At 62.4% G+C, this 25,011-nt stretch carries 21 protein-coding genes; 4 read left to right on the forward strand and 17 right to left on the reverse strand.

Annotation, left to right across the window (positions count from 1 at the left end):
- Window positions 1–2 precede the first annotated feature (2 nt).
- The gene (gene codA / locus J7E36_RS11040) at window positions 3–1,250 is read left to right on the forward strand and encodes a cytosine deaminase (RefSeq protein WP_215002717.1); all 1,248 of its coding nucleotides are present in this window, start codon (window positions 3–5) and stop codon (window positions 1,248–1,250) included.
- 169 nt (window positions 1,251–1,419) lie between these two features.
- On the opposite strand, the gene J7E36_RS11045 is transcribed toward codA, so the two are convergent.
- Window positions 1,420–2,409 (reverse strand): diaminopimelate epimerase, encoded by a 990-nt coding sequence (locus tag J7E36_RS11045; protein ID WP_215002719.1) that lies wholly within the window; start codon window positions 2,407–2,409, stop codon window positions 1,420–1,422.
- Between the two features lie 182 nt (window positions 2,410–2,591).
- Between J7E36_RS11045 and J7E36_RS11050 the strand changes: the two genes are divergently transcribed.
- Complete coding sequence (locus tag J7E36_RS11050) at window positions 2,592–3,743, forward strand: MFS transporter (protein WP_215002721.1); 1,152 nt, start codon at window positions 2,592–2,594, stop codon at window positions 3,741–3,743.
- A gap of 150 nt (window positions 3,744–3,893) precedes the next feature.
- On the opposite strand, the gene J7E36_RS11055 is transcribed toward J7E36_RS11050, so the two are convergent.
- The 8 genes from J7E36_RS11055 to rlmKL all read right to left on the reverse strand — a co-directional run bounded on the left by J7E36_RS11055 (window position 3,894) and on the right by rlmKL (window position 16,767).
- On the reverse strand, window positions 3,894–4,334 hold the full coding sequence (locus J7E36_RS11055; RefSeq protein WP_215002723.1) for a carboxymuconolactone decarboxylase family protein: 441 nt from the start codon (window positions 4,332–4,334) through the stop codon (window positions 3,894–3,896).
- Between the two features lie 129 nt (window positions 4,335–4,463).
- Window positions 4,464–5,906, reverse strand: a complete 1,443-nt coding sequence (locus J7E36_RS11060; protein WP_215002725.1) for a mechanosensitive ion channel family protein — start codon at window positions 5,904–5,906, stop codon at window positions 4,464–4,466.
- 148 nt (window positions 5,907–6,054) lie between these two features.
- Complete coding sequence (locus J7E36_RS11065; RefSeq protein WP_215002727.1) at window positions 6,055–6,918, reverse strand: pirin family protein; 864 nt, start codon at window positions 6,916–6,918, stop codon at window positions 6,055–6,057.
- A gap of 217 nt (window positions 6,919–7,135) precedes the next feature.
- Entirely contained in the window at window positions 7,136–7,750 is a 615-nt protein-coding gene (locus tag J7E36_RS11070) for a response regulator transcription factor (RefSeq protein WP_215002730.1), read from the reverse strand.
- Window positions 7,751–7,863: 113 nt separating this feature from the next.
- On the reverse strand, window positions 7,864–8,301 hold the full coding sequence (locus tag J7E36_RS11075) for a response regulator (protein WP_215002732.1): 438 nt from the start codon (window positions 8,299–8,301) through the stop codon (window positions 7,864–7,866).
- Window positions 8,302–8,459: 158 nt separating this feature from the next.
- Window positions 8,460–11,693, reverse strand: a complete 3,234-nt coding sequence (locus tag J7E36_RS11080; RefSeq protein WP_215002734.1) for a transporter substrate-binding domain-containing protein — start codon at window positions 11,691–11,693, stop codon at window positions 8,460–8,462.
- 274 nt (window positions 11,694–11,967) lie between these two features.
- Entirely contained in the window at window positions 11,968–14,352 is a 2,385-nt protein-coding gene (locus tag J7E36_RS11085) for a sensor domain-containing diguanylate cyclase (protein ID WP_215002736.1), read from the reverse strand.
- Window positions 14,353–14,496: 144 nt separating this feature from the next.
- Entirely contained in the window at window positions 14,497–16,767 is a 2,271-nt protein-coding gene (rlmKL, locus tag J7E36_RS11090) for a bifunctional 23S rRNA (guanine(2069)-N(7))-methyltransferase RlmK/23S rRNA (guanine(2445)-N(2))-methyltransferase RlmL (protein ID WP_215002738.1), read from the reverse strand.
- Between the two features lie 532 nt (window positions 16,768–17,299).
- Here rlmKL and rmf point away from each other — a divergent pair.
- Window positions 17,300–17,515: a ribosome modulation factor gene (gene rmf, locus J7E36_RS11095; RefSeq protein ID WP_003223300.1), complete on the forward strand. Its 216-nt coding sequence runs from the start codon at window positions 17,300–17,302 to the stop codon at window positions 17,513–17,515.
- A gap of 304 nt (window positions 17,516–17,819) precedes the next feature.
- Here the strand turns inward: rmf and J7E36_RS11100 are convergent, their stop codons facing one another.
- Window positions 17,820–18,839, reverse strand: coding sequence for a quinone-dependent dihydroorotate dehydrogenase (locus tag J7E36_RS11100; protein ID WP_215002740.1), 1,020 nt, complete (start codon window positions 18,837–18,839; stop codon window positions 17,820–17,822).
- A 221-nt stretch (window positions 18,840–19,060) separates the two neighbouring features.
- Between J7E36_RS11100 and J7E36_RS11105 the strand changes: the two genes are divergently transcribed.
- Window positions 19,061–20,563, forward strand: a complete 1,503-nt coding sequence (locus J7E36_RS11105) for a hypothetical protein (RefSeq protein WP_231286514.1) — start codon at window positions 19,061–19,063, stop codon at window positions 20,561–20,563.
- A 45-nt stretch (window positions 20,564–20,608) separates the two neighbouring features.
- Here J7E36_RS11105 and J7E36_RS11110 read toward each other — a convergent pair whose 3' ends face one another.
- From J7E36_RS11110 to J7E36_RS11140, 7 genes are read right to left on the reverse strand one after another with little or no spacing between them, the layout of a single operon-like run.
- Window positions 20,609–21,034: a hypothetical protein gene (locus tag J7E36_RS11110; RefSeq protein ID WP_215002742.1), complete on the reverse strand. Its 426-nt coding sequence runs from the start codon at window positions 21,032–21,034 to the stop codon at window positions 20,609–20,611.
- Window positions 21,024–21,716 carry an oxygen-regulated invasion protein OrgB gene (locus J7E36_RS11115; RefSeq protein ID WP_215002743.1) on the reverse strand — a complete coding sequence of 231 codons (693 nt, stop codon included), beginning with the start codon at window positions 21,714–21,716 and terminating at the stop codon, window positions 21,024–21,026. The genes J7E36_RS11110 and J7E36_RS11115 overlap by 11 nt, the downstream gene beginning before the upstream one ends.
- Window positions 21,688–22,254: a secretion system protein gene (locus J7E36_RS11120; protein WP_215002745.1), complete on the reverse strand. Its 567-nt coding sequence runs from the start codon at window positions 22,252–22,254 to the stop codon at window positions 21,688–21,690. Before J7E36_RS11120 ends, J7E36_RS11115 begins: the two co-directional genes overlap by 29 nt.
- Window positions 22,241–22,963: an EscJ/YscJ/HrcJ family type III secretion inner membrane ring protein gene (locus tag J7E36_RS11125; RefSeq protein ID WP_215002747.1), complete on the reverse strand. Its 723-nt coding sequence runs from the start codon at window positions 22,961–22,963 to the stop codon at window positions 22,241–22,243. The genes J7E36_RS11120 and J7E36_RS11125 overlap by 14 nt, the downstream gene beginning before the upstream one ends.
- A complete protein-coding gene (sctI, locus tag J7E36_RS11130) occupies window positions 22,960–23,268 on the reverse strand; it encodes a type III secretion system inner rod subunit SctI (protein WP_215002749.1) in 309 nt (102 codons plus the stop codon). Before sctI ends, J7E36_RS11125 begins: the two co-directional genes overlap by 4 nt.
- Window positions 23,269–23,326: 58 nt before the next feature.
- Window positions 23,327–23,587 (reverse strand): type III secretion system needle filament subunit SctF, encoded by a 261-nt coding sequence (sctF, locus tag J7E36_RS11135; RefSeq protein WP_215002754.1) that lies wholly within the window; start codon window positions 23,585–23,587, stop codon window positions 23,327–23,329.
- 7 nt (window positions 23,588–23,594) lie between these two features.
- A complete protein-coding gene (locus J7E36_RS11140) occupies window positions 23,595–24,761 on the reverse strand; it encodes a PrgH/EprH family type III secretion apparatus protein (RefSeq protein WP_215002756.1) in 1,167 nt (388 codons plus the stop codon).
- Window positions 24,762–25,011 lie beyond the last annotated feature (250 nt).

A 25,011-nucleotide genomic window follows, 5' to 3' on the forward strand; every position in this document is an offset into this window, starting at 1 on the left:
TGATGCACATCATCAACGCCCGCCTGCGCAACCGCGAAGGCTTGCATGAACTGCACCTGGAAAATGGCCTGATCGCCAGCGTCGCCCGTCAGACCGAGGCCCCCAGTCTCGGGCCGCAGGACCTCGATGCCGGCGGCAACCTGGTGGTGCCACCCTTTGTCGAGCCGCACATTCACCTGGACGCCACCCTCACCGCCGGCGAGCCGCGCTGGAACATGAGCGGCACCTTGTTCGAAGGCATCGAGTGCTGGGGCGAACGCAAGGCCACCATCACCGAAGAAGACACCCGGACCCGCGCCAGGAAAACCATCCAGGCCCTCGCCGCCCACGGCATCCAGCACGTGCGTACCCACGTCGACGTCACCGACCCCGAGCTCACCGCCCTCAAGGCGATGCTGCAGGTGCGTGAGGAAAGCCGTCACCTGATCGACATGCAGATCGTCGCGTTTCCCCAGGAAGGCATCGAGTCCTACCGCAACGGCCGCGAGCTGATGGAAGAAGCGATCCGCATGGGCGCCGATGTGGTGGGTGGTATTCCGCACTTCGAATACACTCGCGACCAGGGCGTCAGCTCGGTGAAGTTCCTGATGGACTTGGCCGAACGCACCGGCTGCCTGGTGGATGTGCACTGCGATGAAACCGACGATCCGCACTCGCGCTTTCTCGAAGTGCTTGCCGAAGAAGCCCGCAGCCGCGACATGGGCTCCCGGGTCACCGCCAGCCACACCACCGCCATGGGGTCCTACGATAACGCCTACTGCGCCAAGCTGTTCCGCTTGCTCGGGCACTCGGGCATCAGCTTCGTTTCCTGCCCCACCGAAAGCATTCATCTGCAAGGCCGCTTCGACACCTTCCCCAAACGCCGCGGCGTCACCCGGGTCAATGAATTGCTCGAAGCCGGGATGAACGTGTGTTTCGGCCAGGACTCCATCGTCGACCCTTGGTACCCCCTGGGCAACGGCAACATCCTGCGGGTCCTGGAAGCCGGGCTGCACATTTGCCACATGCTCGGCTACCGCAACCTGCAGAGCGCCCTCGACCTGGTGACCGACAACAGCGCCAAGGCCATGGCCCTGGGCGAGCGCTACGGGCTGGAACCCGGCCGCCCGGCGAACCTGCTGATCCTCTCGGCCGACAGCGACTACGAAGTGATCCGCAGCCAGGGATTGCCGCTCTACTCGATCCGCAACGGTGAAGTGTTGATGAAGCGGCAGATGCCGGTGGTGGAGTTTGCGGCGACGGTGGGTTGACAGTAGCAGTGGGTCAGTTGCATTAAGGTTGGATGTGCCGCCGCTATCGCGAGCAGGCTCGCTCCCACAGGGGACAGTGCCAGACACAATAATATGTGCCCCCTGAAGATCCAATGTGGGAGCGAGCCTGCTCGCGATAGCGTCATCCGCTCCAACACAGAAATATCAGCTAGAGCTCCCGCGCCACCCCAAACAAACTGACCCGCACCAGCTCCCCAGCCTGCTCCTGCAACAGGATCGGCGCCGTGCCGCCCGGCATCACCACCCTCACCGGCCCCGCCTTTACCCACCCCACCCGCCAGGCAGCGCTCGCCACGGCGCTGGCGCTGGTGCCCGAGGAGGCGGTAGGCCCTTCGCCCCGCTCAAATACCCTCGCAGCGATTCGTCCCTCGGCTTCAAGCCAGGCCCATTGCAGGTTCACCCCCGCCAGGCATGGAATCCCCGCGCCACCGGGCGCGGCATAGGCGATGCGGGTCAGGCTTTCAGAAAGGACCGGGGCGCGCATCTGCGCGTTGCTCGGCAGCGCAGCAGCGCCGTCCACCAATGTCACGCAATGCGGGTTGCCGATATTCACGAACTGGCTGTAGCCCCACCCCGGATTCAACGCATTGAGCGCCGCCACTCGACTGACTTCGCGCTGGTTGAAGCGCACGTTTTCCAACGGTTGCGCGGCGACGGCTCGCGGTCCGAACAACGGTTGTCCCAGGTTCAGCCAGAAACCCTGCTCACCCTCGAACTCAGCGGCTCGCACCGACGTTTGCAGCGGTGACAGGCCATCGTGTTTGTCGTGATGAACCTGCAACACACAATCATCCTTCCCCGGCATCAGGCCCTGCGCCTGCAAAGCCTGGGAGAATATCGTCAGGCCGTTGCCGCTGCGCTCGGCCAGGGTGCCGTCGGTGTTGACGATCAGCACGTCGAAGGGCGGCTCGCTCTGGAACGGCCCGATCAGCAGACCGTCGCTGCGATGGGCCTTGGCGCCCGGCGGTTGCTCACCCGGCGCCCAGGCGCAGAACGCGTGCACGGCAGCCATGGCCCAGGACTCGCGGGCCTGTGCCGCCAGGGCCGCCGATGGCGGTAAGTCCACACCCTGGGCACGAACCCGTTGCGGTGAAACCACACCATAGATATTGCCGCGTGCATCATAAAACTGCGTCATGGACCCGATCCGCGATCAACCAGCAAGGGGCGCCACTGTATGCCGTTCACGCCCGCTGGAGCAAAGCCTGCTCGCGCCGCAGGTGCATCGGTTAGCACCTTGGGGTCGCGGAGCGGTCAGTGGATATGCCAGCATAGGCCTGCGCCCACATCACCGCATCGCACGCCAACCAAGGACGATTCATGACCGCCATCACGCCCCCACCCACCTTTGCTCCCGGACGCCTGGAACAGATGTCCACCCGCATCGCCTACCTCATCGCCGGCATCGGCATCGCCGCCTGGGCACCGCTGGTGCCGTACGCCAAGGTGCGGGCGAACCTGGACGAAGGCACCCTCGGCTTGCTGTTGCTGTGCCTGGGCGTGGGATCGATCCTGGCGATGCCGGTTTCCGGCGCACTGGCGGCGCGGTTCGGCTGCCGTCGGGTACTCAGCGGCGGCACGCTCCTGATCTGCCTGGCGCTGCCCCTGCTGGCGACGATGACCTCGTTCCCCTGGCTGGTGGCGGCGTTGTTCCTGTTTGGCGCCGGGCTCGGCACGGTGGATTCCACCGTGAACCTGCAAGCGGTGATCGTCGAGCGGGCCAGCGGCAAGACCATGATGTCGGGTTTCCATGGCATGTTCAGCCTCGGCGGCATCATCGGTGCCGCCGGGGTAAGCGCCCTGCTCGGCCTGGGGCTTTCCCCCCTGGGCGCGACGCTGGTGGTCAACGGCGTGTTGCTGGTGGCGTTGTTCAAGGCAGCGCCGCATCTGCTGCCCTATGGCAGCGAAAGCTCGGGACCGGCGTTTGCCATCCCCCACGGTGTGGTGCTGTTTATCGGCGTCCTGTGTTTCATCGTGTTCCTGGCTGAAGGCGCAGTGCTGGACTGGAGCGCGGTGTTCCTGACCACCGAGCGTGGAGTCGACACCGCTTACGCCGGGCTGGGGTATGCCGCCTTCGCGCTGACCATGACCGTTGGCCGGCTGACGGGTGACGCGGTGGTGCATCGCCTGGGCGCCAGGCGCGTGATCATCTACGGCGGCGCGACCGCTGCCGCCGGGTTCGTGCTGGCAACCCTGGCGCCGATGTGGCAAGCGGTGTTGCTGGGGTACGCGTTGGTGGGCGCCGGTTGTTCGAACATCGTGCCGGTGCTGTACACCGCCGTCGGCAAACAGACCCTGATGCCTGAAGCGATCGCCGTGCCGGCCATCACCACCATCGGCTACGCCGGCATCCTCGCCGGCCCCGCGCTGATCGGCTTCGTTGCCCATGGCAGCAGCTTGAGCGTGGCTTTCGGGTTGATTGCGTTATCGCTGGTGGCGGTGGCGGGCAGTGGGAAAGTGTTGAAGGTCTGAGCCTTCGTTACCTGGCAGGGCAGCAATACCTGCGTGGGAGCGAGCCTGCTCGCGATAGCTGAGTGTCAGCCGGCATTCATTCGACTGATACACCGCAATCGCGAGCAGGCTCGCTCCCACAGGGAGGGATTTGCAGTTGGTTGCGGTGGCTTATGCCTCGGGCATCTTGCGGAAGCCTACCGCCAGGCGGTTCCAGCCGTTGATGGTGTTGATCGCCACGGTCAGGTCGACCATTTCCTTGGGGTTGAAATGCTCGTTCAGCAGTTCGTAGTCGGCGTCCGGCGCATGGCTGTCACTCAGGCGGGTCAGGGCTTCGGTCCAGGCCAGCGCGGCGCGTTCGCGACCGGTGAAGAAGGGCGCTTCGCGCCAGGCGGTCACGGCGTACAGGCGACGTTCGGTCTCGCCGCCCTTGCGGGCGTCGGCGGTGTGCATGTCGATGCAGAAGGCACAGCCGTTGATTTGCGAAGAACGCAGCTTGACCAGTTCGAGCAGGGACTTCTCCAGGCCCAGTTTCGAAACAGCGGTTTCCAGGGCCAGCATGGCCTTGAGAGCGTCAGGGGAGGCGGTGTAGAAATCGATACGCGGTTGCATGGTGAGCTCCAGAACAATTGGGTGTAGCGCTACGGTAGCCCTGGCGTGGTGCGGGACAAATAGCCAATTGTTGGGAAGTCCGGGAGGCCAATGAAGCTCGATCACACACCGAACTCCAGCACCGATTCATCAGGCCCGGGTACGCAGCCATTGCAGGAAGCGTTTCTTGGCAATCGGCTTGGGCATTTCGCGAGTCAGGTTCTGGGCCAGGTGCATGCGAAAATCCAGCAGGTTCTTCATGGCGTCGTTGATGTCGCGACGAGCGTCGAGGCAGGGTTTGAGGTAGCTGTTCTCGATGCGGTAAAGGCTGCAGAAGGTCTTTGCCGAAAAATCCGCCAGTGTGGCCTGGTCAGCGACGATACCCGCTTCGCCAATCACTTCACCCGGCCCCATGCGCCCACCTTCGAGTATCTGGCCGTTGCGCACGAGGGTCACGCTGACCACGCCAGACTCGATGATGAACAGATGATCACTGACCTCCCCCGCCGGCAGGATCATGTCGCCGGCGCGGAAAGTCTGCAGGGTCATGTTCTGGCTGAAGGTGTCTTTTTCCTCCTGGCGCAGGGTGGAAAAAATGCTCGAGCTTTCCAGCAACGCCCTGGGCCGTGAGAACGCACTCGCGGACACACTTTCGGTGGTGGACAACAGGCTGATACCCGACGCCCGCAGATGCCGGAACGCCAGGTCGAACAGTTGATTGCGCACGTCACGCTTCTGGCTCATCGACGCCACGAACCCACTGATTTCGTACTCCGCCCCGCTACTGCTGGAGGTCTTGAGCGTGACGCAGGGGATCGGGCTGGCGAGCAGGCTACGGCAGCCGATCATCGCGCGCTCCAGCGCTTCGATGACCTTTTGCGGCCGGGCGTGCGGGCTGACCTGGACGCTGATGGACAAGCCATGCACGTCGCTGGGTCGGCTGAAGTTGATGACCTTGGCCTTGGCCGCCAAAGAGTTGGGGATCACCGCCATGCTGCCCTGGGCAGTCTGGAGCCGCGTGGCCCGCCAATCGATGTCGGTGACCCGGCCTTCGGTGCCGTCGATGGAAATCCAGTCATCGAGTTGATAAGGCTTGGTGGTGTTGAGCACGATCCCGGAAAACACATCGCTCAGGGTGCTCTGCAAGGCCAGGCCGACGATGATTGCCATCGCGCCGGACGTCGCCAGCACGCCCTTGACCGGTAAATCCAGCACATAGGCCAGGGCCGCGATGACGGCGATCAGGAAGATCACTGCACCGAGCAAATCCTGTAACAACCGCCCGGTATGGCCGACCCGCTGCATCATCGCCGCGCCAATCAGCGCCGTCAGGGTTCGCGCGGCAAACAACCACCAGACAATCTGCAAACCGGTGGCCGCCAGGTGCCGCGGCACGTCGTCGACCCACTGCGCCGGCTCCATGGGGTTGAGGCCTTCGTTGAACAGCAGCACGCTGAACAACAAGAAAATCACCAGCCGCGCGCCGATTTTCCAATAGGCCCGCTCCGCGCTGACCAGTCGCCACAACAGAAGGTCGAGCACCAGCAGCACCAAGGCACAGAGCAGCGGGTGGTCGGAGATCAGAGACGGCATCGGGACAGCTCCAGGAGGGTCATTGGCGCAGAGATTGGCACACAAATCCCTGTGGGAGCGAGCCTGCTCGCGATAGCGGTGTATCAGTCAACGCTGTATCAACAGACAAACCGTTATCGCGAGCAAGCTCGCTCCCACAGAGGGCAGGTCATTCCATCCGGCCAAAATGCCCGGAATGGAAATCACTGAACGCCTGGTGGATTTCCTGCTCGCTGTTCATCACGAACGGGCCATGGCCGACAATCGGTTCGTCGATAGGCTCGCCGCTGAGCAGCAGCACCACCGCATCGTTATTGGCTTGCAGCGTCAACTGGTCGCCGGCCCGGTCGAACAGGGCCAACTGCCCGGCCTCGACCCGTTCGCGGCCGTTGACTTGCACCGAGCCGCGCAGCACCACCAAGGCTGTGTTGTGGCCTTCGTGCAGGTCGAGGGTGAGGTTTTTTCCAGCATTCAGGCGGATGTCCCAGACGTCGATCGGCGTGAACGTCTTCGCCGGGCCTTGCTGCCCTTGGAAACGCCCGGCGATCAGGCGCAGGCTGCCGGCGTCGTCCTTGAGGGCGATGCTGGGAATGTCTGCCTTGAGGATCGTCTGGTAGCCGGCCGGGGCCATCTTATCCTTCGCGGGCAGGTTGACCCACAGCTGGACCATCTCCATGAAGCCGCCCTGACGGGCGAACGCTTCGGAATGAAATTCTTCGTGGATGATGCCGGAAGCAGCGGTCATCCATTGCACATCGCCGGGTCCGATCTTGCCGCCGCTGCCGGTGGAATCACGGTGTTCCAGTTCGCCCTGGTAGACGATGGTTACGGTTTCGAAACCGCGATGGGGATGCTGGCCGACGCCGCGGCGCTCGGTCGTAGGGGCGAATTCGCTGGGCGCGGCATGGTCCAGCAGCAGGAACGGGCTGATGTGTTTGCCCAGGTTGTCGTAGGAAAACAGCGTGCGGACCGGGAAGCCGTCGCCCACCCAATGGGGCCGTGGGCTGGTGTAGAGGCCGATGATGTTCTTCATGCTGTGTCTCCAAATCAGGTGTTGCGATTCGATGGCACAGCTTAAAACCAAGCAGGTGAATGCACTAGACGGCAAAAATCAGTCTTTGCGTTCTATGCAAGGAACGATAAACACAAACCCCGTGGGAGCGGGCTTGCTCGCGAAGGCGTCGTACCAGTCAACATCAAGTCGTCTGACACTCCGGATTCGCGAGCAAGCCCGCTCCCACAAAAAGCTTCTACAGATGATTACGCTTGGCGAAATCCGACAGGCCCACCAGTGATTTCAACCCGAGTTTTTCCAATAGGCGGGTCTTGTAGGTGCTGACGGTTTTCGGGCTCAGGAACAGGCTTTCGGCGATGTCCTTGCCGCGCATGCCCATCGCCAGCATGCGCAGGATGGACAACTCGCGGGTGGAGAGGCTTTCCAGGGCCTGCTGTTCGCTGCGCTGCTGGAAGTCGAGCCGCACGGACAGCTGGGGAAAGTAGGCATAACCGGACTTCAATGCATGAATGGCCTTGATCAGCTCCTTCAGGTCGCTTTTCTTGGTGACGAAGCCCCGGGCCCCGGCGGAGATGCAGCGGTTGCAGAAGTGCTGCGCATCCTGGGCGGTGAACACCAGCACGTTGCACGCGGGAAACTGGCCCATGATCCAGACCAGCAGGTCCAGGCCGTCGAAGCCATTCATCACCAGGTCGAGGATCACCAGGTCAGGCCCATCCTCCTTTATGAGGTCCCGGGCATCGGCCACGCCGCTGGCGTCCCTGACGCGGTTGAAGCCCTCATTCTGGCAGATGAGTCGCAACGCCCCTCGGATGACGGGATGGTCATCCACGATCAATACGTCTTTCAAGGCCGTTCCCTCGTCAATATAAAAGGTGCCGATGCTTGATTGCAGCGGACTTTTCCACACACGACAGGTCCTTGCCACCTGTCAGCTCCGACAGTGCAGACCAACGGCCCGCATCAGCCTCCGCGGCCCTGTTTCAAGGACCGCGACCGCGATGGTTGCAGCGATTCACTGAACGGAGGATCGACCCGTTCCATCAAGCGCCGCAGTGAAGCGAGATCAGGCAGTGGAGCATGGCTGGAGTGCAGGCTGGACCTGCGCGCAACCGGAACCGGCGCCAGACCGATCAACGGGACGTTATAGATCATGGCGTGACGGATCTGCGGGTTGTAGAGAGCGAAACCGTGCAGGTCCAGCGCTCCTTGCGCCAGCCCGGCGTTGACGATCACCAGGTCGAACGGTTCGCTACCGTACTCCACCAGCGTCAACAAGGCTTGCACATCACTGACCGGTACAATCCGGAAATAGCCCAGCTGGTTGAACAGGCGCTCCAGCACGATTCGATAGGTGTGTTGGGTGTCGGCAATCAGGATACGTAGTGCTTTGTTCGGCATGGCAGGCATTCCACTGGCAACGCGCCCGGCAGGAACCGGCTCGTAAACATTGAGGGGCGTCAGGCTAGAGGAAGCGTTTGTGGGGCGCTGTAGGACGATTCCCAAAATAAAGCAGGACATATTCCTTGTGGCGATGGGATCCATCCTAGGAAACCGTTTCATGATTCGCTGAAACCGGAAGTTCCCGCCATATGGATCTCCAATCGTTCAGCCAATTGACCCATGGCGTCGCGCAGGTCCTCCACGGCTTGGGCGAGCGAGGCCCGGTCGGGGCCACGACAGGCGCTTTCAAGCGCCTCGCAGGCGTCGACCAGGCGTTGCGCCTTGATCAGCCGCGCCCCGCCCTTGATCCGATGCGCCAGGTCCGCCAGGCCCGGCAGGTCGTGTTGGCTGGATAAACGCAGCAACCGCGCTTCATCTTCAACGTTGCTGCTGAGCAATTGCTCCAGCAGTTGGTTGATGGCAATCGGGTCGCTGCCCGTCAATTGTTCGAGGCTGGACACATCGAAGTCGCCAGTGGATGACGACATTGCTGCATCCGGTATGGCCGAGGCCAGATGCGCATTGAGTTCCCGTAGGCCAATGGGTTTGAACAGGCAATCGTCCATCCCGGCTTCGGCGCAGCGGCGTTTTTCCTCGGGCTGGGCATTAGCCGTCAACCCGAGGATCACCGTCGCCGGCAAGCCGCGGCCGCGCTCCTCGTCGCGCAGCGTGCGAGCCAGTTCGTAGCCGCTCATCAACGGCATGTTGCAGTCGGTAATGACCACATCAAAGTGCTCGCTGCGCCAGGCGTTCAGCCCCTGGACCCCGTCCTGCGCGTCCCGGACGCGATGCCCCAGGTAGCTCAGTTGCCGGGTCAGCAGCAGGCGGTTGGCCGGGTAATCGTCGACCACCAGGATCTTCAGCGGCCGCACCGCCACCAGCGCCTCGGCCTCGACGAGCGGCGCCGGTGCCCGCGCGTCAAGCACGGGCAGGCTCAGCAATACCTCCACCTGGGTGCCCTGCCCCGGCACGCTGCTCAAGGTCAGGGTGCCGCCCATCATTTCGCACAAGGTGCGGCTGATGACCAGCCCCAACCCGGAGCCGCCACGGGCCGACTGTGGGTGATGGCCCCCCTGGGTAAACGGGCTGAACAGGCGTCGCTGATCCTCGACGGTAATACCGCTGCCGGTGTCTTCGACCCGCAGGCAAATGTCCAGGCGTTCGTCCTCGAGTCCTGGTTCGCCGTGCACCGTCAGACGCACCTCGCCCTGGTCGGTGAATTTGATCGCGTTGCCCAGCAGGTTCGACACGATCTGTTTGAAGCGCAGCGGATCGATTGACACGTCGCGGTCGATCGAGGCATCTACGGTCAGTTGCAAGCGCAGGTGTTTCTGTCGGGCCAGGCCTTCGAACATCCGCACCACCGCCTCGATCAGCTCGCGCAAGCTGGCCTGCTCCGGCGTCAACGAGAGCTTTCCCGACTCGATGCGAGCGATGTCGAGAATGTCGCCGATCAAGCCGAGCATGCCGCGGGCTGCCCCCGAAGCGACTTCGATGGCGGACCGGTCGATGACACCCTGGTCGGCTTTTTTCAGCGCCAGTTCCAGCATGCCGATCACCGCATTCATCGGCGTACGGATTTCATGGCTCATGGTCGCGACGAACGTGGTCTTGGCTCGATTGGCGTCATCGGCGCTTTGCTTCGCCACCCGCAATTGCTCCAGCAACCGTCGCAGGTAAACGACCCAGCCCAAGGTCACCAGCAATAACAATGCGGCGATGGCAAACCCTTGGAGAATGGTGGTGCGGTTGCGCAGCCAATAGCTGTTGTCGATCACCACTTCACTGCGCCAGCGGTTGGTCAGTTCGTCCATTTCTTCGGGGGAAATGCTCAGCAGTGCCTTGTCCAGGATCGAATGCAGCTCCACCGAATCGCGCTGGGTCACCAGGGCCACACGGGCCGGCAAGGTGCCCACGGTACTGGTGATTTGCAGCCGGTCGCGGTACTGGCGGGAAATCAGGTAGCGGGCACTGATCAGCGAGTTGACTGCGCCATCCACCGTGCCAGCGGCGACCATCGCCATCGCGTCGGTGGCATTTTCAGCCGGTACGACTTGCACGTGGGGAAAGGCTTCCAGCAGGTACTCATTCAGCACATAACCACGGGGCAATGCCAGGCGCTTGCCGTCCATCTGGTCCAAGGTCAACGCGACCGCAGCCTTGCGCGGCGCCACCAACACAAATGGAGGGGTCAGGTACGGCCGGGTGAAGCGCAACTGCTCCTCCAGTTCGGGACTGACCAGCGCGGCCGCCAGCACATCGGCCTTGCCGCTCCTGACCTGCTCGATCAGCTCGTTGAGCGAATGGCCGCGCTGGAGATCGAATTTCAGGCCGGTGCGCAGACTGATCCTTGCCAGTACATCGGCACTGATGCCGCGCAACTGGCCTTGATCATCGATGAACGTCAGCGGCGGGAAGTTTTCGTTGACCGCCATTTTGATCCGCGGGTGGGCGTCCAGCCAGCGCTGCTCCCTGACACTGAACTGCAAGGCCTGCTGTCCCGGCATGCTCGCGCCACCTGCGCTCCAGCGGCGCAGGATGGTCATGCGCTCTGCGGCGGGAATGGCTTGCAGGGCAGCGTTGAGAATGCGCAACAGGCGTGCGTTGTCGCGGCTGACCGCGAAGGCGAACGGCTGCACTTCCAGGCGGGAAAAGTCCGCGAGTTGGACATTGTTCAAGTAGTTCTTGCTGATCAGGTAATTGGCGCTGATCGAATCGCCCAGGTAGACGTCGGCCTGACCGAACGCGACGGCGCCGATAGCGCTCAGGGTCGAGGGGTAAAGCTGCAAGGTCGCATCGGGGTAGAACGCCTCGACCGTGTCCGGCGGCAGGTAGTGATAAAGCATCGCCACCCGCTTGCCCGCCAGGTCCGGGGGCAGATCCTGGCTATCGTCGATACGGGCCACCAGGGTGGGCAGGTCATCGGCGTAGGCCTGGGACATTGCCAGGCCAGGGTCACCGGCCTCGAAGCCGTTGGCATTGCCGAGCATGTCGATCTCCCCACCACGCAAGGCCTGGAGCGATTCGGCCCGGGACGGATAGCGCTGGACCAGCACCTTGACCTGCAACAACTGCCCCAGCAATTGCGCATAGTCGGCGGTCAGGCCCTCATAGCTGCGACCATCCCCGGTCATGCCGAAAGGCGCGTAGTCCGGCGCCGATTCGCCCAGCAGCAGCGTGCCCTTCTGGCGCAGCCAGGCCCGGTCCGCCGCCCCCAGGGAGACTGAATAGTCATCCACTATCGAACGCCCAAGCACTTGCAGCGTCTCGGGGGCCGCCGCAACCGCTGGCGTCACGCTCAATGAGCCCAGCAACAGCGCCGCCAGGCCTGTGCGTAGAAGCTGCATCATCAGGATCAGGTGTTTCGCTTGGCGTAGTCGGCCCGGAACACCACCGACTTCACGTCAAGTCAGGGCGACCGGCTGATGGGTTCGGACTGCCAATGCGGGAGAACAGCGAACCGTCCATGGGCCTGCCCTGTGACGGCAGGCGTGGAATGAGTGTAGGAAATTTCTGAGGAATTGCCTGAAATGCATCGCAACCATGCAGGTACGAAGCCCGACAATCACGGCTCCCTCAACCCTTGTAGGAGCCTGCTCGCGATAGCGCAAGTGAGCCACGCCGCTATCCCAACTGCGTTTCCACGCGATCCCGGCCGGCCTGCTTGGCCGCATACACGCCCGAGTCCGCCCTCAGCAGCAGGGAGTCGGCGCCCTCGCCGGCGCGCCAAGTGGCGATACCGAAGCTGGCGGTGACGACGCCTACGCCCTCCATGGGAGCAGCCCGCAAGCCTTCCCACAAACCCAGGGCCAGGGCATAGGCACTCTCGCCGTCGGTGTCCGGGCACAAGACCACGAACTCTTCCCCTCCCAGCCGGCAGAACACGTCGGTGCGTCGCAACCGCTGGGCAACGCGCTGGCAGACCGCTTGCAACACCCGGTCGCCGACCGCATGGCCGTGCTGATCGTTGATGCGCTTGAAGTGGTCGATATCGAGCATGATCACTGCCAGGCCGCCGGATCCGCGCTCGACCCGGGCCATCTCCGACGTCAGCCGCTCCTGGAAATAACGGCGGTTGCGAATGCCGGTCAGGGCGTCCGTCACCGACAGGGCCCGCAGCTCTTCCTCCACCCGTTTGAGATCGGAAATGTCCGAGATATAACCGTGCCACAACACCCCGCCCCCGGGCAGCTCCTCGGGCGTGGCCTCACCGCGCACCCAGCGTAACCCGCGTTGCGGCAGTTGAAGTCGATACTCTTCGCGCCAAGGGCTCAAGGTATTGGCCGAAGCACGGATCGAGGCACGGACCCTTTCGGTATCCAGGCAGTGAATGCGCGAAAAAACCGCTTCGGCATTCTGCACCAGCACATCAGGTTCCAGTTCGTAGATGTCGCGAATGCCGTCACTGGCATAGATCACGCTGAAACGGCCGTTGAAATCCATCTTGAACTGGTAGATTCCCCCAGGCACATGGGCGCTGAGTTTCTTCAGCAACAGGTCGCGGGCGGCCAGCGCTTCGTGGACACGCTTGCGTTCGGTGATGTCGATGCAGATCGCCAGGTGTCCGACCCACAGCCCCTGATCATCAAGCATTGGCGTGGCCAGCATGTTCACGGTCAGATGACTGCCATCGCGGCGCACCAGGGTCCATTCCCGCGCCTGCTGCCCGCCCTGTTCGCCGCCTTCGAGCAGCATCGCGTGGCACGTCGGAATCGGCTTGCCAAAACGTGCACCGAGCTGGGCGGCCCGGGCCTGAAGCTCGCGGGGCACATGCAGGCTCTCCAGGGTCATGCTTTGCAGGACCTCGCAGCTTGGATAGCCAAGCATCTGTTCGGCGCCGACGTTGAAGGTGGTGATGACACCGCGCAGGTCGGTGGCGATGATCGCCACTTCAGTCGCGGCATCCAGTACCCCACGCAACTGGCCATGGGTACCGCGCAACTCCTGCTCCCTGGCACGCAGTTCACCGGTCCGTTGCTCCACCAGTTTCAGGGCCCGTTGCCGCTGGCTGACCAGCACATAGAGCAAGGCGCTGAGCAGCAGGCTCAGCAAGCCGCCCAACACCACCAGGCTCGTGACCGAAGAGTGGTTGGTCGACAGGAACATCTTGCTGGGTCGCAACTCTATCCGATAATCCCGATCGGCCAGGCGTACCAGGCGCGTCGCCGACAGATCACTCTGGCCCGCCGGGCTGGGAGATTCGAACAGGGCTTCCTCACGGTCCTCGGCAGACAGGTCGATGACCCGCATCGAGAGATTGTCATGACCGGAAGCCGGCAGGCCATCGCCCACCAGTTGGCGCATGCTGATGGCGGCCACCACATAACCGAAGGGCTCCGTGGCGGGTGCCCGGGTAACCGGCGCTACCAGCAACACACCACGGACAAAGGCAGGGTCGACACCCACCAGATCCAGCGGCTCCGACACCGCCGTTTTTTTCTGGCGATGAGCCCGCTCGAGCACTGCACGACGCAAGGGATGGGAAAGCAGGTCGAAACCCAGCGTTGATTCGTAGGCATTCTTGCACTGCACATAGAGGATCGGCGCGTATTCAGCCCGCTCTGTAGCCTGTCGCAGGCCACCGGAGTCGTCCGCTTCACGAATGATGAAGTTGGCACCCACGTCATTGCGGGCCTGTTGCTCGAATACCTGCCGCTCGTCACCAAGCACCCGTGGCACCCAGGCGTAGGCCTGGGTATGGCGCAGCAACGTTTCGGCGTAGCCATGAAACTCCTGTTCGGAAACCCCTTCCGAGTTGGCAAAGAAACGCCTCAGCCCGTCAAGGCGTTGCTCCTGCTCCTGGAATCGTTCTTCGACCCGGCTGAACCGCTCCTCGGCTTGCAGCTCGAAGCGCTGGCGTAACTGCTGGTTGAACAGATTCAACATCGCCCAACTCAGCATACCGGTCAGAAACGTACCGGCCAGCAAGACCAGCGTTGCCACAAGCCAGGCCGAGACGTCTTCGCTGATAAAGCCCAGGATCCTGGGGCGCACCTGATGCAAGGCCATAGACACGACTCAGAAAGGAACCAGGCGGTAAGCTCCGCCCGGCCGCAGGCTAAGTTATAGCTATTAGCCATTAGTTTGACCAGCCCCAAAATGCGGCTGAAAGCCTTGATTTACAAGGCTTGCGTGGATCCAATCGACAATCTGTCAGCGGGCCATGATCTTCCAGGCACGGTGGATCTTGCCGTTGCGGGCAAAATCCGGATCAATGGTCTTGGCCGTGATCTCTTCCACTGCGTAGCGCTCGCCGAGGTTGTCCTCGAGCTGGAACTTGCGGAAGTTGTTGGAGAAATACAACACGCCGCCCGGTGCCAGGCGGGCCATGGCCAGGTCCAGGAGCTGGACGTGATCGCGTTGCACGTCAAAGATCCCTTCCATGCGCTTGGAGTTGGAGAAGGTCGGCGGGTCGATGAAGATCAGGTCGTACTCGTCACGGCTGGCTTCCAGCCAGGCCATCACGTCGCCCTGCTCGAGGCGGTTCTTGTCCGAGAAACCATTGAGCGACAGGTTGCGCCGCGCCCAGTCCAGGTAGGTTTTCGACAGGTCGACGCTGGTGGTGCTCCGGGCACCGCCCTTGGCCGCGTGGACGCTGGCGGTCGCGGTGTAGCAGAACAGGTTGAGGAAGCGTTTGCCGGCCGCCTCTTTCTGGATCCGCAGGCGCATCGGCCGATGGTCGAGAAACAACCCGGTGTCCAGGTAGTCGGTGAGGTTGACCAACAGCTTCACGCCGCCCTCGTTGACCTCGGTGAACTTGCCCTGGGCGCTCTGGCGCTCGTACTGCTTGGTGCCGCTCTGGCGTTCGCGACGCTTGATCACCACGCGACTCTTGTCGACGTTCAGCGCCTGGGGAATGGCCGCCAGGGCATCGAACAGCCGGGCCGAGGCTTTTTCCGGGTCGATGGATTTTGGCGCGACGTATTCCTGCACATGCACCCAGTCGTGGTACAGGTCGATGGCCATGGCGTATTCCGGCATGTCGGCATCGTAGACCCGGTAGCAGTCCACGCCTTCACGCTTGGCCCACTTACCCAGCAACTTGAGGTTTTTTTGCAGGCGATTGGCGAACATCTGCCCGCCTTCGCTCAAGCGTGCCTGCTCCACCACGGGGGCAGGTGCCGGGGCCGGCTTGATCGGGTTGCCGTTCTTGTTGTACTGGCGCTCTTGCGGTACTTCGGGGGCCTGATCGTACTGCGCTTGCTCGCGCTCGGCCTGACGCTGTTCCGGGGTGCGACGCTCGCCGGTGACGAACTGGTCCGGCAGCACCTTGATCAGCAGCAACTTGCACGGCAAGGCGCCGTTCCAGAATGAATACTGCTTGTGGCTGCGAATGCCCATGCGCTTGCCCAGGTCCGGCGCGCCGGTGAACACCGCGGCTTCCCAGTTCAGGCACGCCTGGCGCAGGCGCTCGCCGAGGTTCTGGTAAAGATAAAGCAGGCTGGCTTCGTCGCCCAGGCGCTCGCCGTACGGTGGGTTGCAGATCACCAGGCCTTTCTGGTTCTGGTCCGGACGCGGCTCGAACGTGGCGACTTCGCCTTGATAGATCTTGATCCACTCACTCAGGCCGGCACGCTCGACGTTGTTGCGGCCCGGCTGGATCAGCCGTGGATCGGCCTCGTAGCCGCGGATCCACAACGGTGGCTTGGCCAGCCCGGCGGCGGCGCGCTCGCTGGCCTCGTCGTGGAGCTTGTTCCACAACGCCGGCACATGGCCGAGCCACGCGGTGAAGCCCCACTGCTGGCGACGCAGGTTGGGCGCCATGTCGGCAGCGATCATCCCGGCCTCCACCAGGAACGTGCCCACGCCGCACATCGGGTCGGCCAGCGCCCCGCCTTCGGCGGCAATGCGCGGCCAGCCGGCACGGATCAGGATCGCGGCGGCAAGGTTTTCCTTCAGCGGCGCGGCGCCCTGCTGCAAGCGATAGCCGCGCTGGTGCAGGCTGTGCCCGGACAGGTCCAGGGAAAGGATCGCTTCGCCACGGTCCAGGCGCAGGTGGATGCGCAGATCCGGGTTGAGCTTGTCGATAGAAGGCCGCTCACCCGACGGGGTGCGCAGCTTGTCGACAATGGCGTCCTTGACCTTCAGGGCGCCAAAGTGGGTGTTGTCGATGCCCGAGCCGTGGCCGCTGAACTCCACCGCCAGGGTGCCGTCGGCCAGCATATGGTCTTGCCAGTCGACGTCCAGCACGCCGTGGTACAGGTCTTCGGCGTCCTTCATCGGGAAACGCTTGAGGACCAGCAACACGCGGTTGGCCAGGCGCGACCACAGGCACAGGCGATACGCGGTTTCCATGTCGGCCATGCCACGCACGGCGGAAGTGTGCTCGCGCGCGTCTTCAAGGCCAAGCCCGACGGCTTCCTCGATGAGCAGGCCTTCGAGGCCCTTGGGGCAAGTGAGGAAGAGTTCGAAACGGTCGGACATGGGATTTCCAGCGCCTTTGGCTAAGTGGACCGGGCAACGCATTGCCGGGTCGGGTTCGATCAGGTGCTTTTCTCAAGAACACCCGCGGGGCACGAACGTGTGCCGTTCCACCCTCGCTGCTCAGGTTAAAAGAGCTTGGATGCGGGGGCAGATAAAAAATTCTGTGCAACAAATTATGAAAACTCGTCCCTTTCGTCGAATAGTACCCGAGTGCAACCGGAGGACATTCTCATCCAGGCGAGGATGGCGCCGTTCAGCGCAGGGCCGATCATACAGGGGTCTTGCTCAAAAGCGGACGCCGAACATCAAGTTACTTATCGCCCTAGCGTCTTTATTGTTACGTGCTTATGACAAAACGATCATTCCATCCGTGTGACGCTTTGGTTAGAACTCAACACAGGTTGACGTCGCCACGGCGCCAACACCTTGGCTCGTCACGCCGGCAACGAGCCACCAACGGCAGAATGATTCTGCCCCGACCTCGCGAGAGGTCGACGCTAAAGAAACAGTCAACAAGTGAGGGCAACACCCTATGAGAAGACTTAAGCGTGATCCGTTGGAAAGAGCATTTTTACGCGGTTACCAATATGGCGTTGGTGGTAAATCCCGTGAGCTTTGCCCCTTTACTCTACCGTCGGTACGTCAAGCCTGGATCAATGGCTGGCGAGAAGGACGCGGCGACAACTGGGACGGTATGACCGGCACTGCGGGTATCCATAGACTCAACGAACTTCACGCCGTCGGCTGACACAGGGCTCAATACTCAAGAACTCGACAAACTGATGTGCCAATCAATTTAACCACGCGCGTCCCATCCGGACGGCGGGCTACGGCCCAGGGGCTCCTTTGAGGAGCCCTTTTTAATGCCGGAATCCCAGGTTATTGCCAGTCAACGCTGTTGAGATGCTGTGGGAGCAAGGCCTGCCCGCGATGCAGGCAATGCGGTCTACCTGAAACCGAGGCGCCTGTATCGCGAGCAAGCTTTGCTCCCACGGGAAATCTGCCCGCCACGGTGGATCTGTCCACTTCAATGGGTCTGTGCAGGCCCTCGATCAACCCAACGCCGCAATCGCATCCACCGACTCGCGAATCAACGCCGGCCCCTTGTAGATGAAGCCCGAATAAATCTGCACCAGGCTCGCCCCGGCGCTGATTTTCTCGGCCGCATGCCGGCCTTCGGTGATCCCGCCCGCGGCGATGATCGGCAAGCGCCCCGCCAGCTCGGCGGCCAGGACTTTCACAGTGTGGGTGCTCTTTTCACGCACCGGCGCGCCGGACAAACCGCCCGCCTCGTCACCGTGTTCCAGCCCTTCGACACCCTCACGCCCCAGGGTCGTGTTGGTGGCGATCACCGCGTCCATGCCGGTCTCGATCAGCGCCTGGGCGACCTGGGTGGTTTCTTCGTCGGTCATGTCCGGGGCAATCTTGATCGCCAGCGGCACGTGCCGACCATGAATCACCGCCAGCTCGGCGCGACGCTGGGCCAGATCAGCCAGCAGTTGCTTGAGGGAATCGCCGAATTGCAGGCTGCGCAGCCCCGGCGTATTGGGTGAGCTGACGTTGACGGTCACGTAGCTGGCGTGGGCGTAGACCTTGTTCAGGCAGATCAGGTAATCGTCGACGGCAAGCTCCACCGGCGTGTCGAAGTTCTTGCCGATGTTGATACCCAGCACGCCCTTGTACTTGGCCGCTGCCACCCGGGCCAGCAAATGATCGACGCCGAGGTTGTTGAAGCCCATGCGGTTGATGATCGCCTCGGCTTGCGGCAGGCGGAAGATCCGTGGCTTGGGGTTGCCCGGCTGCGGTCGCGGGGTGACGGTGCCGATTTCAACGAAACCGAAGCCCAACTGGGCGAACCCGTCGATGGCCGCGCCATTCTTGTCCAACCCCGCCGCCAACCCGACCGGGTTGTGGAACGGCAGGCCCATGACCGTCACCGGCAAGTTCGCCGGGGCCTTGCACAGCAAACCGTTAAGCCCCAGCCGCCCACCCGCGCCGATCAGGTCCAGGGACAGGTCGTGGGAGGTTTCCGGGGAAAGTTTGAACAGCAGCTCACGGGCCAGGGTGTACATGGGTGGGTTTGACTCTGGGCAATAAAAAGTGACGCGAGTATACCGGGCAGGAAGGCCAGCGGCGAGAACCGGCTTGATTCCGGGCTCCCTCTTTGCGGCGACGCGCCGCTCCCTTTGCCTTGGAGCGTTATTTGATAGTTGCAAATGCCAAAAGCCTGCAAAAGACCGATGCAGCTGCAACGGCAGCAACCCAGTAGCCCTTCGCCACGCAGGATAAAAAAATGACTGTCTCATTTTCAGGCGCCTCTATCGCTCAACACACTCCAAACGATTCCATTCGCGCCAAGGAACCGCACACCGTCATCGAGATTGAACGGAGCTCTACCGACACCGTTATAGAGATGCTCTGTGAAAGCATCCCTGCCGGGCAGAGAAGCCCGTTTCCATCCCAAGACGTGGAGTCCAGGCTGATAAACGCCGGGGAAGCGCTCGATACAATCATTACCGAACAAAGGAATAGCGCCGACAACCTCACTCAGCAGCTCATCGACGCCATCGCCGTGCAGATAGACGGCGGCCCTGACGTCCCAACGCTCACCAACGATTTCGTTCTGAACATTCCCGACCTGGCGCTGTTCGAAGGCTCAAGTCACTCGTCAGATACCGACACCTTCATACAACGCGGCCAAATCATCCTGGAGTACCTCGGCGAACAACTGGGCAAACTGGCCCGTAATGAACTCGAAGGCGATCTTGGACGCTGGGCCGGCAACATGACCCACTCCGCTTTACGCACTGGCCTGGTCACCGGCACCCTCACGGTGATCAGGCAACTGGTCGGGTTCGCCCTGGAAAAAACCCTCCAATCCAATGCGGCTTCGCCATTGACCCGCAGTGTGATCGGCGCGGTTGCCCAGAGCATCGGCCCACTGCTGAACATCCTCGGCGCGATCAGGGACGAGTGCAATGGCACGGCGAACCAGGAAACGCGCCTGGCCCGCCTCCTTACACTCACATTATCGGGCTTAGCCTTCGCCGCTGCGGCAACCGTGCCATCGGCGCTGCCGGCATTGGCTTCGTTTGGCTCGCAAATGGCCTTCTACACATTTGCCCAGGATCTGGTGAGCCTGTTCTGCCCTGCCGGCGACAATGCAAAAGCCAACCCCGGCGGTACGGCAGCCGCAGGCCTGATTAATGGCATTCTCCAGTTCCTGTCGTTCACCGCAATGAACTACACCGCCCCGCACTCCGGTCCCGGGTATGTCATGGGGCAAGCTAACAAGCCTTCTTCACCTGAAGGAGAAGGGCTGGCTTCTCAACTTCTGGCCTGGATGGAACAACAGGAGGCAACCGCACCTGATGTAAATCTGTCACCAGAGGCCCGAGCCAACCAGATTGTCGAATCCCTGGGTCCAGTCCTTGAGCACGATGTGTGGCGAGGAACCTACAATGGCCTGGCCGATTTCCTGGGCCAACTGTTCATGGGCGAAGCGATGCATGCCCTCCAGGCAAATCCTTCTGACAAGGGCTATCGGGTCAACCCTGTCACTTGGCGACTGCCCACTGCCGAGCAAACAGGCAATCAACTCCTGTCCACGAATGCGATACGAACCTCCGTAGGGCAAGTCATCATGGCCGTGGTCATCTCGGCTTCGCGGTACTTTTCGGATCTGGTCGATAAACGTACGGCTGACCATATCGCCAATTTTCTCGTCGCCGCCGTGGTGTTCGCTTTACGTCCCGGCAGCACCTACATCAACGAGCGTAATCCCAAGACCACATAGATGTTCTCAAGCTGCATGCGCCTTGTCTTCCTGCCAAGGCGCCCCTCACCATTCACTTTTCTCCCAAGCCTCATCCGCCATCGGCTGAAACACATCACGCATCCACCCCGTGACAAACACCTCCATGGCAAACGCCAACCCGTTGGCGCCGCTGACCTCCTTATAGAGCGGCGACTTTTCCAGCCCCTCATCCTTCAACCGAAACAGAACCTGCAACGTGATCGCCTTCAACGCGCTGGCGGTCGGGTACGCCGCTGCTTCCCCATCAGCCCCACGCAGCCCTCGTAAAAATTCATAAATGGCCTTCTCGCCCTGCCCTTCCATCGCCATAAGCCATTGATAAAGCTGTTCGAACTCAAGGTCCGGGCGCTTGTTGTCAGGCGCGGCCAGCAAGCGTGACTCCAGCGTCTCAACCGGCGGGGCCGCACCGGGATCCTGCACACTGGAAGCGGATGAGGATTCAATCTTCATGACGAACATCGCCCGCAATGCTGAAGCTCGCACACAGCGCCGTCAGCGCCTGCAAAGAGGCCTGGTCCAGGGCCCGAACCGACGCCGGCAGATCGGCGAGGCTCGCCAACAACCGTGGCGCCAGCCGCTCCCGGATGGTTTCAACGTCGAACTCCAGCAACTGGTCCGCGAGCCGCAGCACGTAGCGGTCCTGGGGGTGATATTCCAGGATCAGTTCGCCGGCCCAGCGCTTGCGCAGGTTCTCCCGCAGTTCAGGACCACGGGAGCGGCAGTGCTGCGGCAACACCAGTTGCAACACTGCGCCGGCGTCGCTGGGTTGCCCGGCCAGCCAGCGCTCCAGCATTTCCTCCAGCCATTGCGGGCAGCTCAAGGCTTGCCTGAGCAAGTCACCCGCGGCCTGGGCCAGATCATTGCGCAGTTGCAGCCCCAGGCTTTGCGACCTCGACAAGCCCTGCGCCAAATGCCCGGCCGCACGCAGGATGCCTTCGCCATAGCCTTGTTGAAACGCCTGGGCGCGTACCGCCTCGGCTTCACGCTGGGCTTGTTCAACACACTCGCGGGCGCGGCGCTGGGCCTCCCGTTGCAAGGCATGACGACGGCGTGCCGCGGCGATGTCCTCGCGCGCCAGGCGCACCTCTTCGTCATCGGGCAAGTCAACCAGGGATCGGATCGAGTCGAGCATGCTGCACCGCCAGGAGAAAAAGCGTCGGGACCGGTTTCGGGACCGGCCATTGCCGGTGCAAGCGCACCACCGGCTCGGAGAATTGCAGGGCCAGGCGCTCCAGCAGCCAGGGCGGCACCTGTTGATGCCAGCTCCACAGCGCATTGAGGCCGGCCGCTTCGATCTGTTCCATTGAAATCGGCAAGCGGTCGATCGGCAGATCGCCGCGAGCGCCCAGGTGATAGCCGGCGAACCGGCGTACCGACGCCGGCAGGCACCGCAACGCAGCGCCCCGCGCCAGCTCGGGCATCAGGCGATAGGCGCCCATCAGCAAGGCAATAAAGGGCAGCTGTCGCCAATGACGAACCCACTGTTTCGCCACGCCGGTCAGCCGCACCGAAGGCAACCACACCGGCATCGACAATCCGTCGAGCAGCATTCGGTTGAGCAGACTCCGGGCCTCGGCGCCTTCGAATTCCCTTGGGATCAGCAGACGCTGAGGGTGCAGATAACCCAAAGGCTCCGCGAAGATTCGCCGCAGGCATTCAACGTCCGACATCACGCCGCCTCACGCCCGCCGAGTGGTAGACCCATGTCGCACCGCCGGCCACCAGCACCCCGCTCATCACCCCCAGCAACCACGGCCAGGGCGAATACGACGGTGTGGCAACCACCGACGGCGCAACGTGCTGGATAGGTGACCGCCTGGACAGCACCACCGACACGTTTTCGTAGTCCACTTCGGCAAAGCTGTTCTTGAGAAAGCGCTTGATGTCGCTGATCAGCAGTTGCGGTTCCACGTCGCGCTCATGCAGCACCACCGCCGCAAGGTGCACCGGTGCCGGCTTACGCCCGCCCTCGCCGGCATCCAGGTCGTAACTGACATGGACCCGCGCCGACACCACACCTTCGAGGACGCCCAACGACTGCTCTACCCGCTGCTCCAGCGCCGAATACAACCGGGCCTTTTCAGCCCGTGGCGATGCCACCAGGGAATCGCTGGGAAACATTTCCGACACTTGCAACCGGGGTCGAGACGGCAATGAATAAAGGTTGAGCAGATCGACAGCCGCCGAAAAATCCAGCGGATCGACTTTCACCGCGTAGCCGGTTTTGCCGGTGTCGACCTTCACGGCCGCGATGTTGTTGCGCTGCAGCACCGACAGCACTTCATTGGCCTGCTGCTGATCCAGCCCTTCCAGCAGGCTCGGCTGGCGACACCCCGCCAGCGCCAGGCACAACAGCAACCCCCACACCGCCGTTTTCATGACGCACGCAACAAGGTTTCAGCCGTGCCCACGGCTTTGCGCACCATCACGTTGAGCAAGTTGATGTCAACGTTGTACTGCCCGGTGAGCTCCTGCAACTGGGTCAATACGTCGGGATTGGTGATGTCCGGGCGTCGCAGCAGCTGGCTGATCGCCGAGACGTCTTGCCCGCTGTCGACGGCTGACCGGGCAAAGGTTTCGATCAATCGCGATTCCAGTGAAACGATCGGACCTTCCTGGGGGCCGCGCAATTCGATGAAGGCCGACCGCGCAACGGCGGTCGGGGACATATCTAGGATGGGCATACGGTGCACTCATGAAACGGCCACCGTCACGGACGATGGCCGGCCAAAGGAAAAAGGCTCAGCGAGCCGCCTGGATGATCGCCATGTCGATGTCCTTGAACCCCTTGATCGTGTTGGTCTGGGCGTTGCGAAAGACCGTGTACGAGGAAAATGCGGTCTGGTAGGCCGCCAGCAGCCCGGGGTCCGAAGCGTCCTTCTTGAGTTCTTCAAGTGCCTTGTCCAAGGCCATCTTGAGATTCTGGGCGCCGGCCTCGAATGCGGCGGCTTGTTCCCCGAGAAAATCATCGGGGAATGTGATGGGGAGTCCGATACCTGCCATGCGTCACCTACTCTGTCTGTGTTGAGAAATGCCAGGACGAAGCACTCGTCTTGACGTAGCCCTGGGGGCCGGTTTGAAACGACTTGCCCTTGAGCGCGTCGTCCTTGAGCGCGACGGTGAACTGCACGTAGCGATCACCCCACTGCCGGTAGAAACCGTCGACGTACCGGCGAGCGGCGGCCAGCTCGGCATCCTGCAGATCACCCTCGACGGCAAACGTGACACTGTCCTGGTAATCAACCCGGCTGAAGGCCAGCGAAAGGCGTTGCAAACCACCTTGGGCAAGATCAGCCAGCACCTCGTCATCCTGCATCTGCACCACGACGTCCCGGGCATAGGGCGCTGCTGCCAGCAGCGTTTCGAGCAGGCTCGCCTGGCGGTCGGGCGTCAGCAGATTGCGTTGCGCGCTGAGCAACAGGCGCGGCAGCGAGGGGTCCTTGAGATCGAGGTAATGCCAGGCCAGTTGCGGGTCGTGGTCGATCAGTACCTGCTCCAGCCGACGACGCTCGTGGTCTACCAACAGCACCTCGCCGTTCAGGCTGTGATGACGCGACAGCACTTGTCGGCTCCAACCGGCATCGCGCTCGGACGACACAAAGGCGTAAACCGTCCCGTCACGTCCAGCCAGCACCTGGGCACTGACCCCGGCGATCAGCGCACGGACATCGGTTTCAGGCGCCGGCCCGGGCATCCACCAGAAGCTGACCGCAACGAGCAACGCCAACAGCGCCAGGGCGCCGCCGAACCATCGGGTACGCAGGCTGTGACATGGGATGAGCGCAGCATCGACGGGCATGCCGGTTGGTGGCTGGAAAAGATCGGATGCCCAGCACTGGCCCGCAGGACGCAGGGCGATGTGCAAGCCACCGACCTGGGCCCTGGTCTGAAAAGCGCAGTGACGCACCTCGACCGACTCGCCAAGCAGGCGCAACGGCACGCCGTCTGCCGTAGCCTGATCGGCCAGCACCTCAAAGTTGCAGCCCGCCTCTTCCAGAGGGATGAAGATCGCCTCGGCAGGAACGCTCACTGAAAGCGCCCCATCCCCCAGCGACGCCATCGCCCCAACCACAAACAAGGTGGTGCCTGCGCCAAGCGCGAACTCACAGCCCTGCAACGGACCATTGAGTATCCGCAGGACACAGGGCTGTGGCGTGGGTGCCGTCGGGACTGTCACCGTCCAAACTCCAGGGCAGTCAAATGAGCGGCCATGGTAGAAATCACGAACGCCGCGTTCCTGATCGAAATCTGCCGATGGTGCCTTGCAAGGATCAGAATTCGAGCCAGGCCGCATCACCCTGTGGGAGCAAAGCCTGCTCGCGATTGCGGCTGGTCAGTTGATAAAAAGTTGTCGGGTCCACCGCTATCGCGAGCAAGCTTTGCTCCCACAGGCTCATCTCCCACTGGCCCATTCGCTTTTCTGGGTG

The sequence above is a fragment of the Pseudomonas fluorescens genome (assembly GCF_018614775.1).
GTDB classification, from domain to species: domain Bacteria; phylum Pseudomonadota; class Gammaproteobacteria; order Pseudomonadales; family Pseudomonadaceae; genus Aquipseudomonas; species Aquipseudomonas fluorescens_BY.

What these genes read in the sequence shown, in the direction of transcription:
- codA (WP_215002717.1), top strand. Translation starts at nt 3, where the DNA reads ATGCACATCATCAACGCCCGCCTGCGCAACCGCGAAGGCTTGCATGAA.
- J7E36_RS11045 (WP_215002719.1), bottom strand. Translation starts at nt 2,409, where the DNA reads ATGACGCAGTTTTATGATGCACGCGGCAATATCTATGGTGTGGTTTCA.
- J7E36_RS11050 (WP_215002721.1), top strand. Translation starts at nt 2,592, where the DNA reads ATGACCGCCATCACGCCCCCACCCACCTTTGCTCCCGGACGCCTGGAA.
- J7E36_RS11055 (WP_215002723.1), bottom strand. Translation starts at nt 4,334, where the DNA reads ATGCAACCGCGTATCGATTTCTACACCGCCTCCCCTGACGCTCTCAAG.
- J7E36_RS11060 (WP_215002725.1), bottom strand. Translation starts at nt 5,906, where the DNA reads ATGCCGTCTCTGATCTCCGACCACCCGCTGCTCTGTGCCTTGGTGCTG.
- J7E36_RS11065 (WP_215002727.1), bottom strand. Translation starts at nt 6,918, where the DNA reads ATGAAGAACATCATCGGCCTCTACACCAGCCCACGGCCCCATTGGGTG.
- J7E36_RS11075 (WP_215002732.1), bottom strand. Translation starts at nt 8,301, where the DNA reads ATGCCGAACAAAGCACTACGTATCCTGATTGCCGACACCCAACACACC.
- J7E36_RS11080 (WP_215002734.1), bottom strand. Translation starts at nt 11,693, where the DNA reads ATGATGCAGCTTCTACGCACAGGCCTGGCGGCGCTGTTGCTGGGCTCA.
- J7E36_RS11085 (WP_215002736.1), bottom strand. Translation starts at nt 14,352, where the DNA reads ATGGCCTTGCATCAGGTGCGCCCCAGGATCCTGGGCTTTATCAGCGAA.
- rlmKL (WP_215002738.1), bottom strand. Translation starts at nt 16,767, where the DNA reads ATGTCCGACCGTTTCGAACTCTTCCTCACTTGCCCCAAGGGCCTCGAA.
- rmf (WP_003223300.1), top strand. Translation starts at nt 17,300, where the DNA reads ATGAGAAGACTTAAGCGTGATCCGTTGGAAAGAGCATTTTTACGCGGT.
- J7E36_RS11100 (WP_215002740.1), bottom strand. Translation starts at nt 18,839, where the DNA reads ATGTACACCCTGGCCCGTGAGCTGCTGTTCAAACTTTCCCCGGAAACC.
- J7E36_RS11105 (WP_231286514.1), top strand. Translation starts at nt 19,061, where the DNA reads ATGACTGTCTCATTTTCAGGCGCCTCTATCGCTCAACACACTCCAAAC.
- J7E36_RS11110 (WP_215002742.1), bottom strand. Translation starts at nt 21,034, where the DNA reads ATGAAGATTGAATCCTCATCCGCTTCCAGTGTGCAGGATCCCGGTGCG.
- J7E36_RS11115 (WP_215002743.1), bottom strand. Translation starts at nt 21,716, where the DNA reads ATGCTCGACTCGATCCGATCCCTGGTTGACTTGCCCGATGACGAAGAG.
- J7E36_RS11120 (WP_215002745.1), bottom strand. Translation starts at nt 22,254, where the DNA reads ATGTCGGACGTTGAATGCCTGCGGCGAATCTTCGCGGAGCCTTTGGGT.
- J7E36_RS11125 (WP_215002747.1), bottom strand. Translation starts at nt 22,963, where the DNA reads ATGAAAACGGCGGTGTGGGGGTTGCTGTTGTGCCTGGCGCTGGCGGGG.
- sctI (WP_215002749.1), bottom strand. Translation starts at nt 23,268, where the DNA reads ATGCCCATCCTAGATATGTCCCCGACCGCCGTTGCGCGGTCGGCCTTC.
- sctF (WP_215002754.1), bottom strand. Translation starts at nt 23,587, where the DNA reads ATGGCAGGTATCGGACTCCCCATCACATTCCCCGATGATTTTCTCGGG.